General features: G+C 65.7%; 14 protein-coding genes. 3 read left to right on the plus strand and 11 right to left on the minus strand.

The window, feature by feature from the left end; translation table 11 throughout:
• Positions 1-170: 170 nt before the first annotated feature.
• Together IV113_RS09760 and IV113_RS09765 are read left to right on the plus strand one after the other, a co-directional pair.
• A complete protein-coding gene (locus IV113_RS09760) occupies positions 171-452 on the plus strand; it encodes an AraC family ligand binding domain-containing protein (protein WP_291083751.1) in 282 nt (93 codons plus the stop codon).
• A gap of 88 nt (positions 453-540) precedes the next feature.
• Positions 541-1,575 carry an endonuclease/exonuclease/phosphatase family protein gene (locus IV113_RS09765; protein WP_291083756.1) on the plus strand — a complete coding sequence of 345 codons (1,035 nt, stop codon included), beginning with the start codon at positions 541-543 and terminating at the stop codon, positions 1,573-1,575.
• Between the two features lie 6 nt (positions 1,576-1,581).
• On the opposite strand, the gene IV113_RS09770 is transcribed toward IV113_RS09765, so the two are convergent.
• From IV113_RS09770 to IV113_RS09785, 4 genes are all read right to left on the minus strand, one after another.
• Entirely contained in the window at positions 1,582-2,793 is a 1,212-nt protein-coding gene (locus tag IV113_RS09770) for a tetratricopeptide repeat protein (RefSeq protein WP_291083759.1), read from the minus strand.
• A 69-nt stretch (positions 2,794-2,862) separates the two neighbouring features.
• Entirely contained in the window at positions 2,863-4,410 is a 1,548-nt protein-coding gene (locus IV113_RS09775; RefSeq protein WP_291083761.1) for an ATP-binding protein, read from the minus strand.
• The gene (locus IV113_RS09780) at positions 4,407-5,927 is read right to left on the minus strand and encodes an ATPase domain-containing protein (RefSeq protein WP_291083763.1); all 1,521 of its coding nucleotides are present in this window, start codon (positions 5,925-5,927) and stop codon (positions 4,407-4,409) included. The genes IV113_RS09775 and IV113_RS09780 overlap by 4 nt, the downstream gene beginning before the upstream one ends.
• Positions 5,928-6,007: 80 nt before the next feature.
• Entirely contained in the window at positions 6,008-6,772 is a 765-nt protein-coding gene (locus IV113_RS09785) for an enoyl-CoA hydratase (protein WP_291083766.1), read from the minus strand.
• A gap of 183 nt (positions 6,773-6,955) precedes the next feature.
• On the opposite strand from IV113_RS09785, the gene IV113_RS09790 reads away from it, so the two are divergent.
• Positions 6,956-9,211, plus strand: coding sequence for a patatin-like phospholipase family protein (locus tag IV113_RS09790; RefSeq protein ID WP_291083769.1), 2,256 nt, complete (start codon positions 6,956-6,958; stop codon positions 9,209-9,211).
• Between the two features lie 7 nt (positions 9,212-9,218).
• Here the strand turns inward: IV113_RS09790 and IV113_RS09795 are convergent, their stop codons facing one another.
• The 7 genes from IV113_RS09795 to IV113_RS09825 form a co-directional block, all read right to left on the minus strand.
• Positions 9,219-10,040: a thioesterase family protein gene (locus IV113_RS09795; RefSeq protein WP_291083772.1), complete on the minus strand. Its 822-nt coding sequence runs from the start codon at positions 10,038-10,040 to the stop codon at positions 9,219-9,221.
• A gap of 55 nt (positions 10,041-10,095) precedes the next feature.
• Positions 10,096-11,301, minus strand: a complete 1,206-nt coding sequence (locus tag IV113_RS09800) for an acetyl-CoA C-acyltransferase (RefSeq protein WP_291083775.1) — start codon at positions 11,299-11,301, stop codon at positions 10,096-10,098.
• Positions 11,302-11,326: 25 nt separating this feature from the next.
• Complete coding sequence (locus IV113_RS09805; protein ID WP_291083778.1) at positions 11,327-11,761, minus strand: endonuclease domain-containing protein; 435 nt, start codon at positions 11,759-11,761, stop codon at positions 11,327-11,329.
• A gap of 4 nt (positions 11,762-11,765) precedes the next feature.
• Positions 11,766-14,165 carry a 3-hydroxyacyl-CoA dehydrogenase/enoyl-CoA hydratase family protein gene (locus IV113_RS09810; protein WP_291083781.1) on the minus strand — a complete coding sequence of 800 codons (2,400 nt, stop codon included), beginning with the start codon at positions 14,163-14,165 and terminating at the stop codon, positions 11,766-11,768.
• A 126-nt stretch (positions 14,166-14,291) separates the two neighbouring features.
• Positions 14,292-14,732, minus strand: coding sequence for a DUF2147 domain-containing protein (locus tag IV113_RS09815; RefSeq protein WP_291083784.1), 441 nt, complete (start codon positions 14,730-14,732; stop codon positions 14,292-14,294).
• Positions 14,733-14,766: 34 nt separating this feature from the next.
• The gene (locus IV113_RS09820; RefSeq protein WP_291083787.1) at positions 14,767-16,563 is read right to left on the minus strand and encodes an acyl-CoA dehydrogenase C-terminal domain-containing protein; all 1,797 of its coding nucleotides are present in this window, start codon (positions 16,561-16,563) and stop codon (positions 14,767-14,769) included.
• A 43-nt stretch (positions 16,564-16,606) separates the two neighbouring features.
• Positions 16,607-17,311, minus strand: a complete 705-nt coding sequence (locus IV113_RS09825) for a TetR/AcrR family transcriptional regulator (RefSeq protein ID WP_291083790.1) — start codon at positions 17,309-17,311, stop codon at positions 16,607-16,609.
• Positions 17,312-17,434 lie beyond the last annotated feature (123 nt).

Below are 17,434 nucleotides of genomic sequence, written 5' to 3' on the forward strand. Positions count from 1 at the left end.
CGCGGCCTTCGGCTTCGGTGCGGGTGGCGCGCTGCGTGGTGGGTTCGATGATCAGTAACATGTAGGACATGGCGGTCTCCAGGACGAATGTGTTGAAGCAGGCTGAGCATCCTAGCGGGATCGTCAACCCTGCGCTTGACCTGCGCCCAGGCTTGCGGAGAATCCGGCACATGAACACCACCACCTTCGAGAGTTTCCGCCAACAACGCCTCGCCGAGGGTTTCGACGAGGTGCTGGAGCGCGAATGGGCGCCTCTCACCGCGCTTGACACCCACAGCCACCCATTTGCCGCCAACGCGCTGATCGCGCGCGGCGAGATGTGGCTCACAGTGGAAGGGAACACGCGCCACCTGCTGGCGGGCGACACCTTCGAACTCGCCGCCCATGTGCCGCACGCCGAGCGCTACGGTGCTGAAGGCGCGGCCTACTGGGTGGCACGGCGCAACGCCTGAACCGCCCGGCGCCTTCCCTCATTTGAGGGAGGCATTGGTCACATGGCGGGCGCACAGTGGGTGTCTTGGCCATTGCCGGAGAGACACCATGAATCTGCGCCAGCTCAGCATCGCGTCGTTCAACCTCTACAACCTGAACGAGCCCGGCCTTCCGATGTACACCGACAAGACAGGCTGGACCCAGGCCGAGTACGACCGCAAGATCGGTTGGACCGCGCACCAGCTCCAGTCGCTGGACGCCGACGTGTTCGGTCTTCAGGAAATGTGGAACCCGGTGTCGGTGCAGCGCGCGCTGGAGTCGGCCCAGGTGGCGGCCGACTACGACCTGCTGGCGCCGCCCGGCTCCAATGGCAAGCGCATCGACTGTGGCGCTCTGGTGCGCAGGGGCCTGCTCACGGGCCAGCCCGAATGGATCACGAAGTTTCCAGACGGCTTCGTGCTGCGCTCCACCGGCGACGACCCCCAGACGCCCACCATCAGTGTGAACATCCAGGGCTTCTCAAGGCCGGTGCTGCACTTCACCATCCAGCCGCGCAGCCCGGGCCCCGAGGTGCACGTGTACGTGTGCCACTTCAAGTCCAAAGGGCCGACGCAGGTCTTCAACGAGAAGTGGTTCAAGGCCGACCCGGCGCTCTACGGCAAACACGCCACCGGCCTGGGCGCGGCCATCTCCACCATCCGGCGCACGGCCGAGGCCACGGCGCTGCGTTTCCTGTTGTCCGAACACATGAAGGGCAACGACACGCCGGTGATCGTGCTGGGCGACATCAACGACGGCCAGCACAGCAACACCGCGAACATCCTCACCGAGCAGCCGCGCTACCTGGTGGGCGAGAGCAAGGGCGGCGGTGACACATCGCTCTACACCGCGCAGACCCTGCAGGAATACCGCGACACGCGCGACGTGTACTACACCCACGTGCACCAGGACATCCGCGAGTCGCTCGACCACATCCTCGTGAGCCAGGAGTTCTACGACAACAGCAAGAAGCGCCAGTGGCTGTTTGATGGTCTGGTGATCAACAACGACCACCTGAACTTCGACGACCACAAGGCCCTGGGCACCGGCGACCACGGTGTGATCCGGGCGACGTTCAGGTACAGCCCGGCGAAGGTGGTTTGAGCGGCTTCAGGCGCTGGCCACTGGCTCCAGCAACACATACAAACCCATCACCGGCTGGCGCTGGTCTTCGCGCAGCGGCGCCTGCCAGGTCTGGCGCACGCGAAAGCCGCTGAGCGCGGCCAGACGATCGATGTAGGCCGGTGAATGGGCGTAGCGCAAGCTGGGCAGCAACTTGAGTTCGCTGCCATCGGTGGAGAGTTCGACCGAAAACGCAAAACACCCGCCGGGCTGCAGGCGCTCACGCACCGCCTCGAACACCGCGTCGAGCGCGCCCACGTAGATGAACACGTCGGCCGCGATCACGAGGTCGACCGGCTCTGTGCTCTCGCGCAGGAAGGCCAGCAGATCGCCGTGCACCACGCGTCGGTAGGCACCGCTGGCCTGCGCCTGCGCCACCATGGCCCCAGACAAGTCCACGCCCTCCACCGCCCCGGCCTGCGCCTGGATGAGCCGGCCGCACAGGCCGGTGCCGCAGCCCAGGTCCAGCACACGCTCGAAGCGCTGGCCGCTGGTGCGCAGCGGCGCCAGCAGGGTGGTGTGCGCCTGGTAGTTCAGCTGCTCGACCAGGTGGGACTGAAAGTCGTCCGCGTATTCGTCGAACAAGGCTTCCACGTACAGGGCTGGTGGATGGGCCGGCGCTGCACCGCCCTGCACGGACGAGAGGTAAAAACGGTTGAGCGTTTCGTCGGCACCGTGGGCCAGTGCCTGCTCGTAACTGCGCGCGGCTTCGGTGTGGCGCCCGGTGTCGCGCATCAGGCTGCCGCGCTGGCTCCAGGCTTCGCCCAGGGTGGGCTCGATGGCGACGGCCTGGTCGAGCGCGTGCAGGGCCTCGACGGGCTGCTGCAGGCGCATGCGGCACATGGCCAGCGACAGCCACAGTTGCCCGGTGTTCGCGCCCAGCCGAATGCCGTGTTGCAGGGCAAGCGCTGCCTCGCCCCAATGAGACAGTGCCTCGTGCGAGAGCCCGAGGGCCACCCAGGCGTCGCGGTTGGTGGGGTCGACAGTCGTGGCCTGGGTGAGCGTGTCCACGGCCTCGGGCCATTGACTCAACCGGCACTGCGTCACCCCGAGGTTGGCGAGGATGGAGGGGCGCCCTGGCACCAGGGCCAGCGCGGCCTGGTAGCGGGCGGCAGCGTCTTGCAGCCGGCCCGCCTCGAACAAGGCATTGCCTTCAACGAAAAGGGCCTTGGCTTGTTCAATGGGGTCGGTGGTGCTCATGGCGCGACACCTTACACCACCGCCCTCACCTGCTCTACTGCTGGATGGCAGTCTCGAACCGGGGTCGGGTCAGTCGGTACTTTTCAGCAGCTGTGCCAGTTCGTGGATGTCGGCCGGCTTGAGGAGATGGTGGTCGAAGCCAGCCGCCATGATGCGTTCCCTGTCGGTCGACTGGCCCCATCCCGTCAGCGCGACCAGAACGGCCCCGGCAATGGCATCGTTTGCACGGATGGCCCCGGCCAGCTCGTACCCATCCATGGTGGGCATGCCGATGTCGATGAAGGCCATGGTGGGCGGGCTGGCCGCCATGGCGATCAACGCATCCTGGCCGCCGTACGCGACCGAGGCGCTGGCGCCCATCAGACCCAGCAACTGGGCCAGCGAATCGGCAGCATCGCGGTTGTCGTCCACCACGACAATCCTGTGTCCCTTGCCTGCATCAGCCGTGACGGGAAGAGAGGTCAGTGCGTCTTGAGTGACTGCCCCGGCCACCCGCGGAAGCTCAACCGTCATCGTCGTGCCTGCACCTGTGCCCGGGCTCGAAGCGCTGACACGGCCGCCGTGCAGCTCCACGAGGCTGCGAACCAAGGTCAGGCCGATGCCCAGACCACCCTGGGCGGCACGTGAGGTGTCGCTGACCTGAACAAACATGTCGAACACGGTGTCGACCATGGCCTCCGGGATGCCGATGCCCGAGTCGGCCACTTGCACTTGCACGTTCTGCGCATCCGACCTCAGCGAAACGCTGATGCGTCCTTGGGGTGGGGTGAATTTCGAAGCGTTGTTGATCAGGTTGGCGAACACCTGCGTCAGACGGACTGCGTCGCCGTTGACGGTGCAAGGAACCGGGGGCATGTCCAGAACCAGTTCTTGCCCAGCTGCATCCAGCAGGGGTTTGCTCACATCCACGGCATCGAGCACCACGCGGTCCAGGGCAACGGCGGCCAGCCGAAGCTCGATCTTGCCGCGCGTGATGCGCGAAACCTCCATGAGATCGTCGATGAGACGCACCATGTGGCTCAGTTGCCTGTCCATCACGGCGTACAGCGATCGAGCCTTGTCCGGCCCCGGCTGCATGGTCGACAGGATGGTCAGGGCGGAGCGCAATGGCGCCAGCGGGTTGCGCAGCTCGTGCGCCAATGTGGCGAGGAACTCCGTCTTGCGCTGATCCGCCTCGTGAAGGCCCTCCAGTGTGGCCCGCAGCTGATACTGCCGCTTTCGTGCAGCGAGTGCGGTCCGCACCGAACTCACCAGCGACGAGGCCCGCATGGGCCGCTCGAGCACGGTGAGGTTGGCCAACTGTTCCACCGCTTCGGTGATCGCCATCGAATCCACACCCGTGCGCGCCACCACAATCACCGGCAGGTCCGACCACGGCGGCTGTGATCGCAAAGCCTGCATCACGCGGCCGAATCCCGGATCGTTCAGAACTTCTTCCGCAATGACCACCGCACCCGCGCCCACCGACATTTCAGTGGCGAGCCCCGGTGCATCCGCGCACGACTCGGCAACGATGTCCGAGCGCGCCAGCAGGCGGATGGCCATCACGGCGTCCTTCGCGGTGACCATCCTGAGCAGCACGCGCAACTCACTGGACTGCGCTTGCTCTTCCGTCATGAAGGTGCCGTGTCCGGTTTGTTTTCCGAACCTCCCAGAGGCACAGGCACACCCGTGAGAACGCCGCGGAACTGCCGCAAGGCGGGCCCCAGCGAGATGCCGTCAGCACCGAGCCTGAAGCTGCGGATGGTGCGCTCGTGCTGGCCCGTGCGCTTTTTCATCACGGAGATGGCTTGTCGCACTTCGCCCTCCGCCTCGAAGTACCGCAGCAGCACGACCGCATCGGCAAGATAGCTCGCATCCACCGGCGTGACCGACTGCGTGCCGAAGAGGCCCTGGTGGGCCGCGATCAGGATCGAGGCCACGCCCGACTGGCCGAGGAAGGTCAGCAGTTCGTGCAACTGGACGATCAGAAAGCGCTCATCAGGCATCGCATTGAGATACCCATTGAGGCTGTCGATCACGACCACCTGGGCATGGTGTTCCGTGACGGCCTGCCGGATCTCATAAACGAATTCACCGGGCGACAGTGCGGCGGGATCGACCTGGCGCAACCGGATGTGACCGGATTCGATGTGCTTCGCCAACGGCATGCCCATTCCTTCCGAACGGGCGCACAGGGTGGCGATGCTTTCGTCGAAGATGAACAGCGCTGCACACTCCCCCCGCTGCGCCGCCGCCAGCGCGAACTGCACCGCGACGATGGACTTCCCCGTGCCGGGCGCACCCACCAGCAGCGTGCTGGTCCCGCGCTCGATGCCACCGCCAATCAAGTCGTCGAGTTCTTTCACCCCGCTGGGCAGCTTTTCCCGGTTCACGGGTTCAACGTGTTCCGCCGCCACGAGGCGGGGGAACACGACCAGACCACCGCGTGCAATCTTGTAGTCGTGGTAACCACCCCGGAACGGCTGGCCCCGGTACTTGAGAACGATGAGGCGGCGCCGGGAGCCGCCATAGTCGGGATTGATCTGCTCCAGCCGCAGCACGGCGTGAGAAATGCTTTGAACCTGGAGGTCGTGCTCCACCGCGGTCATGTCGTCCAGCAGCAGCACGGTGCAATGGCGTCCGGCAAAGAACTGCTTGAGTGCGAGGATCTGACGCCGGTAACGCAGTGAGCTGCCGGCCAGCAGCCGCAGCTCCGACAGCGAATCAAAAACCACCCGCGTCGGGTTGATCCGGTTCACGTCCGCGAGGATGCGCTCGGTGGTCTCACCGAGCTCCACTTCGGACGGATGAAAAATCGTGTACTGCTCGTCGGGCGACAGTGCGTTTGTGCCCGGCAGCACTTCGCGGAGTTCGATGCCGGCGAGGTTCCATCCATGCGATTGCGCAACACCCTGAAGCTCTTCGGCGGTCTCCGAGAGGGTGATGTACAGCACACGTTCCCCCCGGCGCACACCCTCGGTCAAAAACTGCATCGCGAAGGTTGTCTTGCCGGCGCCGGGGTTGCCTTCAACCAGGTAGAGGCGGCCGCGTGTGAGTCCGCCCCCCAGCACATCGTCCAGGCCTGGGACGCCTGTCTGGAGCAGCGACGAGGTGTCGTCGCGGGCGGTAGAGGCACGTGTCAGGGTACTCATTCGCGCTCCGTTTCAAAGGAAGACGCACTATATCGTCTCAACCCTGGCCGGCTCGCTCTCGGCGTTTGACGGTCTCACGCTCACACCTTCGAAAAATCCGGCTTGCGCCGTTCCATGAACGCGCCAAACGCCTCCTTGGCGGCCGGCTCGCCGAGCATGCGACCGAAGCTCGCCCCTTCTTCGGCCATCACCTCCATCACCTGCTTGAGCTGGCCCTTCTTCATCAGGCGCTTGGTCTCGATCAGCGCGGTGATGGGCTTGGCGGCCATCTTGCGCGCCGCGGTCTGCGCGTAGCCGGCCACCTCCAGCGGCGGCAGCACGCGGTTGACCAGACCCACCTCGAGCGCGGCTTCCGCCATGAAGGGTTCGCCCAGCAGCAGAGCCTCGGCGGCACGGTGGTAGCCCAGCATCTGCGGCACCAGCAGGCTGCTGGCCGCTTCGGGGCACAGGCCCAGGTTCACGAAGGGCATGGAGAAGGCGGCGTTGTCGCCCGCGTAGACCAGGTCGCAATGGAACAGCATCGTGGTGCCCACGCCCACGGCCGGGCCGCACACGGCGGCGATCAGCGGCTTGGGGAACTGCGCGATGCCCCGCAGGAAGCGGAACACCGGTGAATCGGTGGTGGCGGGCGGGTTGTTGAGGAAATCGGCGATGTCGTTGCCGGCGCTGAAGATCGCCTCGTTGCCCTGCAACACGACGCAGCGCACGGTCGCGTCGTCCTGCGCGGCCTGCAGGGCGTCGGCCAGCGCGCCGTACATGGCGGCGGTGATGGAGTTCTTCTTGTCGGGGCGGTTGAACGTGAGGGTGCAGACGCCGGCTTCGGTGTGGACGAGGATGTCGCTCATGGTGGTCTCTCGGTGGGCAATGGGAAGCCGCAAATTACCACGAACGGGCGTGCTTTTCTGGGTCGTGCTCCCGAGGTCTGACGGGTGCGTGACAGCGTGTATCGGCGCAGGCTTTCAGCAGGTGCCCGCCTACACTTGGCCGCATCCCGGCGCCTGCGCGCCGCTTCCGCACACAGGTGTTTCATGCGCTCCCGTTCCATCCTTCTGATCCTCGCCACGGTGGCGACCCTGCTCGTGCCACTGCCTGCGGCCGCCCAGGGCAGCGGCGCCGGCGATCGCCCTCGCGTGGCCCTGGTGCTCTCGGGCGGCGGGGCGCGCGGCTTTGCGCATGTGGGCGTGCTCAAGGCGCTGGAGGCCGCGCGGGTGCCGGTGGACATGATCGTGGGCACCTCGATGGGCGCGATCATCGGCGGGCTCTACGCCAGCGGCATGAAGGCGGACGATCTGGAGCGCGAGATCGTCGCGGTGGATTGGGGCGGCCTCTTCAACAGCCGCGAACCGCGCCAGTTGCTCTCGCAACGCCGCAAGGAGGAAGACTTCGAGCTCTCGCCGGTGCTGCAGCTGGGCTTTCGCGACGGCGAGTTCCGACTGCCCACCGGCGCGGTGTCGAGCCGTTCACTGGAAATGCTGCTGCGGCGCTACACGCTCACAACCCGGCACCTGGAATCGTTCGACCAGTTGCCCACCCCGTTTCGCGCCGTGGCCACCGACATGGAGACCGGTCTGGCGGTGGTGATGGACCGGGGCGACCTGGCCGCGGCGCTGCGCGCCAGCATGTCGGTGCCCGGCGTGTTCTCACCCCTGTCGATCAACGACCGCATCCTGGGCGACGGCGGGCTGGTGAACAACCTGCCGGTGGACGTGGCGCGCGCCATGGGCGCCGAGGTGATCATCGCGGTGAACATCGGCACACCGCTGGCCGGGCGCGACACGCTGGGCACAGTGCTGGGTGTGACGACGCAGATGGTCAACATCCTGACCGAGCAGAACGTGCAGGCCAGCATCGCCACGCTCACGCCGAAAGACTTGCTGCTCGCGCCGCAGCTCGGCAAGCTCACCTCAAGCGACTTCGACAAGGCGGTTGAACTGGTGAAGATCGGCAACGAGTACGCACTGACCGTGAGCGAGGCGCTCGCGCGCTTCGCGGTGGACGAGCCGCGCTACGCGGGCTGGGTGAAGTCGCGCAGCGCGCAGGCGCTGGCCAACGCCGACCGGGTGGGACGGATCGGTGCCATCCGTTTTGAAGGCGTGAGCGAAGAGCGCGCACAGCGTCTGGCCAGGGCACTGGACACCGAGCCTGGCCAGAGGGTGGATGTGCCCAAACTCGAAGCCGACCTGCAGAAGCTCTCGGTCAGCGGCGACTACGAGCGCATCGACTACACGCTGAGCCGGCGCGAGGACAACGGCACGGAAGACCTGACGATCAAGCTGCGCGAAAACGCCTGGGGCCCGAACTACCTGCGTGTGGGCCTGGACCTGCGCACCGACTTCCAGGGTGAGGGTGCTTTCAACCTGCGCATCAGCCACAACCGGCACTGGCTCAACGAGAGCGGGGCCGAGTGGCGCAACCGCGTGCAACTCGGCGAGACGGTGGGCCTGTATTCCGAGATTTACCAGCCACTGGGGGTGAACAGCGAACGCTTCGTGGCAGCCTACGTGGACGCCAACATCAACAAGGTCGAGCTGTTCAGCGACGAAGGCGACGCGCTCGCGCTGGTGCAACGCCAGGGTGTGAAGGTCGGTGCCGACCTGGGCTGGCCCATCGGCCTGCGCGGCACCATTGGCGAAGCACGGCTGGGGGTGGTGGCCAGTGCGCGGCGGGCCAAGCCCGAACTGCTGTCCTCGGCAATCCCCGCCGGTGTGGGCACGGTACGCTGGACCGAGCGCGGCCTGCGCGCCGCCGTGATGGCCGATCAGCTGGACTTCGCCAATTTCCCTTCACGCGGCTACCGCGGCCAGGCCGAGCTCTCGTGGGGGCGGCGCCAGGTGGACGGTGGCGAGACCAGCGACTTCACCCGGTTGGAGAGTTCGTTCACCGCGGTGAAGAGCTGGGGCGTGCACACGTTCAACGTCGGCGGTCGCATGGCCTACACCAACCAGATCCCGCTGGCCGCCATCGACGAGTACTCGCTCGGTGGCTTCCAGAACCTCTCGGGCTACCGCACGGCGCAGGTGGCGGGCAACTACCTGCTGTTCGGCCGGCTCACCTACTACCAGCGCCTGCCCTACTCGGTGGGTGTGGCGCGTGCCTTGTTCGTGGGGGGCTCGCTGGAAGCCGGCAACGCCTGGACCGAGCGCAGCGACATCACGCTGCGGCAGTTGCGTGGCGCCGGCAGCCTGTTCGTGGGGGCGGACACCGGCATTGGTCCGCTGTATCTCAGCATCGTGAGCGCGCCGCGTGGCTACACCGGGCTCTACCTGTTTCTGGGTCGCCCCTGAACAGGCTTCATTCCTTGTAGTAGACGATCTGGTGCGTGGTGGCCAGCAACACGCCGGCCTCGTTCCAGAGCTGCGCGGTCTGGTCGAAGAAGCCGTTGCGGAACGCCTGGCCGCGCGCCTGCGCGAGCAGCCAGCCCGAACCGGTGGCGGTGTGCTCGGCCGAGCCGGCGTGGAAGTACACCGTCATCGACACCGTGCCCGTGGGCACCGGCTTGGCACGGCGCAACCAGATGCGCGGGTAGAACACGTCGGCCAATGCGCAGAGGCTCGTGAAGTCGAGCGAGCGCTGGGGTTCGTCGCGCACCCACATCTGGATCAGGCTGCTGTCGCCCTGGCCTTCCCAGACCGTGGGCAGCGCACCGGTGATGGGGTGCATGGCATAGCGCTTCACCCACGCCACCGGGCTGTCCAGCGTCATGCGCGGCACGGCGGCGGGCGCGGGCACGGCGGGCATGGGCTCGTCGTCCACGCTCCAGGTCTCGCGCCGCACGGCGGTGACGGCCGTGGCGGTGAGCACGGTGGCCGGCGCGCCGTTCGCATCGGGCTGGGTGATCTCCATCACCCAGTGCTGGGTGGAGCGGTTGGTGCGCACGGGATGCGCCGTCACGGTGAACGCACCATCGGCCAGCGCGGCTGCGTAGTTCACCGTGAGCGCAATCGGCTCGCCGAGCCGCTCGGGGTGCTGCATCACCGACTGCATCACCGTGGCCGCGGTGACGCCACCGAACGGCCCCACCATGTTGCCGTAGGCGGGCGAGGTGGCGCCGCTGTACTGGTGGGCGCCAGTGGACTGCAGCGCGACGGCTTGATCGAGAACGTGTGTGGTCATGCGACGAGTTTGCAGGATGGCGCGTGAACGCTCCGTCCTGCTTGCGACAGCACGCTCACACCCGTTCGAAAATACCCGCGGCGCCCTGCCCCATGCCGACGCACATCGTGACCATGCCGTACTTCTTGTTGTGGCGCCTGAGCGCGTGCACCACGGTGGCCGCGCGGATGGCGCCGGTGGCACCCAGCGGGTGGCCCAGTGCGATGGCACCGCCCATGGGGTTGACCTTGCTCGGATCCAGGCCCAGCGTGTTCATGACCGCGAGCGACTGCGCGGCAAAAGCCTCGTTGAGTTCGAACCAGTCGATGTCGTCCTGCTTCAGGCCGGCGTATTTCAGCGCAGCGGGAATCGCTTCGATAGGGCCAACACCCATGATGTGCGGCGGCACACCGCGCGAGGCGTAGCTGACGAAGCGCGCCAGGGGCGTGAGGTTGTAGCGCTTCAGAGCGGCCTCACTCACCAGAATCAGCGCGCCAGCACCGTCACTGGTCTGTGAGCTGTTGCCGGCGGTGACCGAGCCGCGCGCGGCAAACACGGTGCGCAGCTTGGCCAGGCCTTCCAGCGAGGTGTCGGGCCGCGCGCCTTCGTCCAGGCTCACGGTGCGCTTGGTGGTGCTCACCTCTGCGCTCTCCAGATCGACGCTGCGCTCGGTCACTTCCACCGGCGTGATCTCGTCGGTGAACTCGCCGTTCTTCATGGCCAGCACGGCGCGCTGATGCGACTGCACGGCAAACGCGTCCTGCGCATCGCGCGACACCTTCCACTGCTGCGCCACCTTCTCGGCCGTGAGGCCCATGCCGTAGGCGATGCCGTAGCTCTCCACGTCGTCGGTGTTGGTGAAGATGGTGGGCGAGAGGCTGGGCGAGTTGCCCATCATGGGCACCATGCTCATGCTCTCGGTGCCGGCGGCGATCATCACGTCGGCCTCGCCCACGCGGATGCGATCCGCCGCCATCTGCAGGGCCGAGAGACCGGAGGCGCAGAAGCGGTTGACGGTGATGCCCCCCACGCTGTGCGGCAGGCCGGCCAGGATGGCACCGATGCGCGCCACGTTCAGGCCCTGCTGCGCTTCGGGCATGGCGCAGCCGCAGATGATGTCTTCAATGGCCTTGGGGTCGAGCGTGGGCACCTGCGACAGTGCCGAGCGCAGCGCGAGGGCCAGCAGGTCGTCCGGGCGCAGGTGCTTGAACGAGCCCTTGTGCGAACGGCCGATGGGGGTGCGGGTGGCGGCGACGATGTAGGCGTCTTGAACTTGTTTCATGGCGAGGTGCTTTCGGTATTCGGTATTACTCCCTCTCCCGCGCGCGGGAGAGGGTTGGGGTGAGGGCCTGCAACGTCTGCCAGATCTTCTCCAGCACGGCAGGGGTTTCGTTCATGACTTCGTGGTTCCAGAACCGGATCACGCTCAAACCCTGGGTTTCAATCAGCGCGGTTCGCGCTTGGTCGTAAGTCTGTTGTTCGCTGTGCTGACCGCCATCGATCTCAATGACCAACCCCGCTTCAAGACAAACGAAATCGAGGATGTACGGGCCGAGTGGGCGCTGGCGACGAAACTTGAAGTCCTGAAAACGACGACCCCGGAGTTGTTGCCATAGAAGGGCTTCGGGTTCGGTGGTTCGACCACGCAGCTCTCGCGCTTTTGCCTTGGCGTCCACCCTCACCCCAACCCTCTCCCGCACGCGGGAGAGGGGGTAAGTCACGTCGGCCTCGGCGGGTTTCATGCGATCAGTTCCGCACTGGCTTGCCGGTGTTCAACATCCCCAGAATCCGCTCCTGCGTCTTCGGATGCACGATCAACGAGCAGAAGGCCTGGCGCTCCAGCGTCATCAGGTAGTCCTCGTTCACCAGCGTGCCTGGCTCCACGTCACCACCCGTCACCACGTTTGCGATCAGAGAAGCGATGTGGAAGTCGTGCTGGCTGATGAAGCCGCCGTCGCGCATGTTGATCAGGCTGCCCAGAATGGTGGCCTTGCCGTCGCGGCCGGCCACCGGGAACAGGCGCTTGTGCGGCGCGCGGTAGCCACCGTTGAACAAAGCCTTGGCTTCGTTGATGGCCACAAACAGCAGCTCATCCTTGTGCGGCACGATCACGTCGGAGTGCAGCACGTAACCGAGCTGGCGCGATTCCAGCGCGCTGGTGCCCACCTTGGCCATGGCCGCGGCGGTGAAGCCTTCGGTGAGGAAGGGCAGCAGGTCCTTGCCCGTCGAGGCCTCGGCGTTTTCGGCCGCGCGGCGCGCAATGTAGGTCAGGCCGCCGGCACCGGGCACCAAACCAACACCCACTTCCACCAAGCCGATGTAGCTCTCCATGTGCACCACGCGGCGCGCGCTGTACACGGCCAGCTCGCAGCCACCACCCAGCGCCAGGCCGCGCACGGCGGAGACCACCGGCACGTTGGCGTAGCGCAGGCGCAGCATGGTCTGCTGCATGAAGCCTTCGGCGTCTTCGATGGCGCTCACGCCCACGGCCATGAAGGCCGGCAGCATGGCCTGCAGGTCGGCGCCGGCGCTGAAGGGCTCGTCGCCCGACCAGATCACCAGGCCCTGGTATTCCCGTTCGGCCAGGTCCACGGCGGCCATCAGACCTTCGCACACCTCGGGGCTGATGGCGTGCATCTTGGTCTTGATGCTGGCGATCAACACCTGCTCGTCCAGTGTCCACACGCGGATCGAATCGTTCTCTTCAATCGTGCTGCCCGCGGTCTCGAACTTCGGGCCGGCTTCGCCGAGCAGCAGCTCGGGGAAGTTCTGGCGCTGGTACACCGGCAATTGCAGACGGGCCTGAAACTCGCTCTTGGTCGGGTTCCACGAACCTTGCGCGGTGTGCACACCGCCGGCCTCGGCCACCGGGCCCTTGAACACCCACTCGGGCAGCGGCGCTTTGGAGAGCGCCTTGCCGGCGTCGATGTCTTCCTGGACCATCTTCGCCACTTCCAGCCAGCCAGCCTCTTGCCACAGCTCGAACGGGCCCTGCTTCATGCCGAAGCCCCAGCGCATGGCCTGGTCCACGTCGCGTGCGGTCTCGGCGATGGTCGCCAGGTGCACAGCGGCATAGTGGAAGCTGTTGCGCAGAATCGCCCAGAGGAACTGACCTTGCGGACCTTCGGCATTGCGCAGCAGTTTCAGGCGCTCTGCGGCCGGGCGCTTGAGCATGCGACCATAGACCTCGTCGGCCTTCTCGCCGCCGGGCACGTATTCGCCGCTGGCGAGATCGAAGCGTAGGATGTCGCGCCCGACCTTCTTGTAGAAACCGGCCTTGGCCTTCTGACCCAGGTTGCCGGCGTCGATCAGCGCCTTGAGCACAGGCGGCGTGCCGAAGCTGCCGTAGAACGGGTCGGTCTCCAGGCTCAGGTTGTCCTGCAGCGTCTTGACCACGTGGGCCATGGTGTCCAGGCCCACCACGTCGGCGGTGCGGAAGGTGCCGCTGCTGGCGCGGCCCAGCCGCTTGCCGGTGAGGTCGTCGACCACGTCGTAGGTCAAGCCGAAGTTTTCCACCTCTTTCATCGTGGCCAGCATGCCGGCGATGCCGATCCGGTTCGCGATGAAGTTGGGCGTGTCCTTGGCGCGCACCACGCCCTTGCCCAGGCCGCTGGTCACGAAGCTTTCCAGATCGTTCAGGATCTGCGGCTCGGTGGTGGGCGTGGCAATCAGCTCCACCAGCGTCATGTAGCGCGGCGGGTTGAAGAAGTGGATGCCGCAGAAGCGCGGCTTGATCGCCTCAGGCAGCACCTCGGAGAGTTTGGTGATCGACAGACCCGAGGTGTTGGACGCGACGATGGCGTGCGGCGCAATGAAGGGCGCGATCTTCGTGTACAGGTCGAGCTTCCAGTCCATGCGCTCGGCGATGGCCTCGATGATCAGGTCGCAGTCCTTCAACTGATCCATGTGCTCTTCGTAGTTGGCCTGACCAATCAGGTCGGCATCGGCCACCACGCCCAGCGGTGAGGGCTTGAGCTTCTTCAGGTTCTCGATCGCGCGGGTCACGATGCCGTTCTTCGGGCCTTCCTTGGCAGGCAGGTCGAACAGCACAACCGGCACCTTGACGTTGACCAGGTGCGCGGCGATCTGCGCGCCCATCACGCCTGCGCCGAGCACGGCGACTTTCTTCACTTGAAATCGGTTCATTCGTTGAGTTCCTTTACGCGCCATGCAACGCGCGAGGGGTGTTGATCGAGGGATACCGCGGAACCGGCTTTGCCGGGCCGCAGGTGTCGCCCCCTTGAGGGGGTCGCGCGAAGCGCGGCAGGGGTGTCATTCCACCCTTATCCAGACCTGGGTGCGGTAGAACGGGCCGATGTAGCCGCGCATTTCCAGCTTCTTGCCGTCTTCGACGGGTTTGAGGCGCGTGCGGTAGACCTTGCCGTTGTTCGGGTCGACGATGTCGCCACCGTCGTACACGGTCTTGTCGTCGGCGCTCTGCTTGAGGTTGCGCAGAATGGTCATGCCCAGCACGGGCTTGTCCTTGCGCTCGTCGGTGCACTTGTCGCACACCGCGTCCTGTTTGCTGGTCGGGTCGAGCAGCTTTTCGATCGTGCCGCTGTAGACGCCGTTGTTTTCCTTGATGCGCACCAGGGACTTCTCTTTCTTCGAGTCGTCGTCAATCGTTTTCCACAGGCCCACGGGCGACATCTGCGCGAACGCGGACAGCGATGCCAGCGACAGGGCGAGGGTGCTCACAACGGTCTTGATCATGGAAGTCTCCTGGTGGTTGTTGGGAATCGCGTGTTTACGCCAGGGCGGCGTCGGTGTCCATCAGCACTTTTGAACCCGAGCGCGCGGTGCGCATCAGCGTCGCGGTCTCGGGGAACAGCTTGGCGAAATAGAAGCGCGCGGTCTGCAGCTTGGCCACGTAGAACGGGTCGGTGTTGCCGGCCGCGATCTCGCGCAGCGCCACCTGCGCCATGCGGGCCCAGAAGTAGCCGAACACCAGGTGACCGGCCACGCGCAGGTAGTCGACCGCTGCAGCGCCCACCTCGTCTGCGTTCTGCAAGCCCTTGAATCCGATCTCGGTGGTGAACTTGGTGATCTGCTCACCGAGGATGGCCAGCGGGTTGATGAACTCGGCCATCTTTTCGTTGACGCCCTCTTCCATCACCAGCGCCCCCACCAGCTTGCCGAATTTCTTCAGCGTGGCGCCGTTGTTGCCCAGCACCTTGCGGCCCAGCAGGTCCAGGCTCTGGATGGTGTTGGTGCCTTCGTAAATCATGTTGATGCGGGCATCGCGCACGAACTGCTCCATGCCCCATTCCTTGATGTAGCCGTGGCCGCCAAACACCTGCTGGCACTGCGTGGCCGCGTTGTAGCCGTTGTCGGTCAGGAAGGCCTTGGTGATGGGCGTGAGCAGCGAGAGCATCTCGTCGCTGTCCTTGCGCACCTTCTCGTCCGGGTGGTGGTGCGCCTTCTCCAGCAGCACCGAGCAGAAGATGGCCAGCGCGCGGCCACCTTCGGCGTAGGCCTTGGCGGTGAGCAGCATGCGGCGCACGTCGGGGTGCACGATGATGGGGTCGGCCGCCTTGTCCTTGGCCTTGGGGCCGGTCAGGCTGCGCATCTGAATGCGGTCTTTCGCATAGGCCAGCGCGTTCTGGTAGGCCACCTCGGTCAGGCCCAGCGACTGGTTGCCCACGCCCAGGCGGGCGGCGTTCATCATCACGAACATGGCCTGCATGCCCTTGTTGGGCTGGCCCACCAGGGTGCCGATGGCGCCGTCGATGACGATCTGCGCGGTGGCGTTGCCATGGATGCCCATCTTGTGTTCCAGGCCCCCGCAGTAGATGCCGTTGCGCTCGCCGACCGAGCCGTCGGCCTTGGCGTGGAACTTGGGCACGATGAACAGGCTCACGCCCTTGATGCCGGGGGGCGCGTCGGGCAGGCGGGCCAGCACCAGGTGGATGATGTTGTCGGCCATGTCGTGCTCACCGGCGCTGATGAAGATCTTGTTGCCGGTGATCTTGTAGGTGCCGTCGGCCTGCGGCTCGGCCTTGGTGCGCATGAGGCCCAGGTCGGTGCCGCAGTGCGGTTCGGTCAGGCACATGGTGCCGGTCCATTCGCCGCTGGTCATCTTGTGCAGGTAGGCGGCCTTCTGCTCGTCGGTGCCGTAGGTGTGCAGCGCGGCGTAGGCGCCGTGCGTCAGACCGGGGTACATGGCCCAGGCCTGGTTGGCCGAGTTCATCATTTCGTACATGCACTGGTTCACCACCAGCGGCAGGCCCTGGCCGCCGAACTCGGGGTCGCAACTCAGCGCCGCCCAGCCACCGTCCACATAGGTCTTGTAGGCTTCCTTGAAGCCCTTGGGCGTGGTGACTTCGTGCGTCTTCTGGTCGAGCTTGCAGCCTTCGGTGTCGCCGCTGATGTTCAGCGGAAAGATCACCTGGGATGCGAACTTGCCGCCCTCTTCCAGCACCGCGTTGATGGTGTCGGCGTCGATCTCGGTGTGTGCCGGAATGGACTTGAGGTCGTCGGTGACTTTGAGCACTTCGTGCATCACAAACTGCATGTCTCGCAGGGGCGGGTTGTAAACGGGCATGGGGAAACTCCTGTGCTGGGTTTGTGAAAAGGCGAAAAGGAAATCAGCCCTGCGTGCGTGCGGAGGCTGGGGTTTTGGTGGTCTTGCGCGCGATTGGCGCGGGGGCGCTCCCGAAGCGGGTCACGATGTTCTCGAACGCGCGCACGGCGCGGCTGGCCGAGTCGGGGCTGCGCAGGAAGCGGGCCTCGTAGTGCAACGCCAGGATCAGCGCGTGGATCTCGAACGCCATCTGCGCCGCGTCGGTGTCGGGTGCGAGGTGGCCTTCTTCGATGGAGATCTCGACCGCGCGGCGCATGGCGGAAAGCCAGGTGTTGACCGAACTCGCCAGCGCGTCGCGCACCGGGCCGGGCCGGTCGTCGAACTCGACCGCGCCGCTGATGTAGATGCAGCCCGAATCGATCTCGACCGAGGTGCGCTTCATCCAGTTGTCGAACAGCATGCGCAGGCGCGGCAGGCCACGCGGTGCGTTGATGGCGGGGTAGAACACCTCTTCCTCGAAACGCGCGTGGTACTCGCGAACCACCGAAATCTGCAGTTCCTCGCGCGATCCGAAGTGGGCGAACACGCCCGACTTGCTCATCTGCATCACCTCGGCCAGCGCGCCGATCGACAGGCCTTCCAGGCCGATCTGCGTGGCCAGACCGAGCGCGGCATCCACGATGGCGGCTTTGGTCTGCTGGCCCTTCTGCAAAGGCTTGTGGGCCGATGCGTCGGATCGCGGGCGGCGGGTGATGGGGTTCACGCTCATGCGGGTCGGTCCTGATGAAGAGGAGGGGCAAAAAAAGACGACCGCTCGAATAATCGAACGGTCGTTCTATTTTTACCGCAAAAGCCGCTTCACGCGCAAACACGCTGCGCTTTGAGGCCATTT

It is taken from the genome of Hydrogenophaga sp., from assembly GCF_018780385.1.
Lineage (GTDB): Bacteria > Pseudomonadota > Gammaproteobacteria > Burkholderiales > Burkholderiaceae_C > Hydrogenophaga.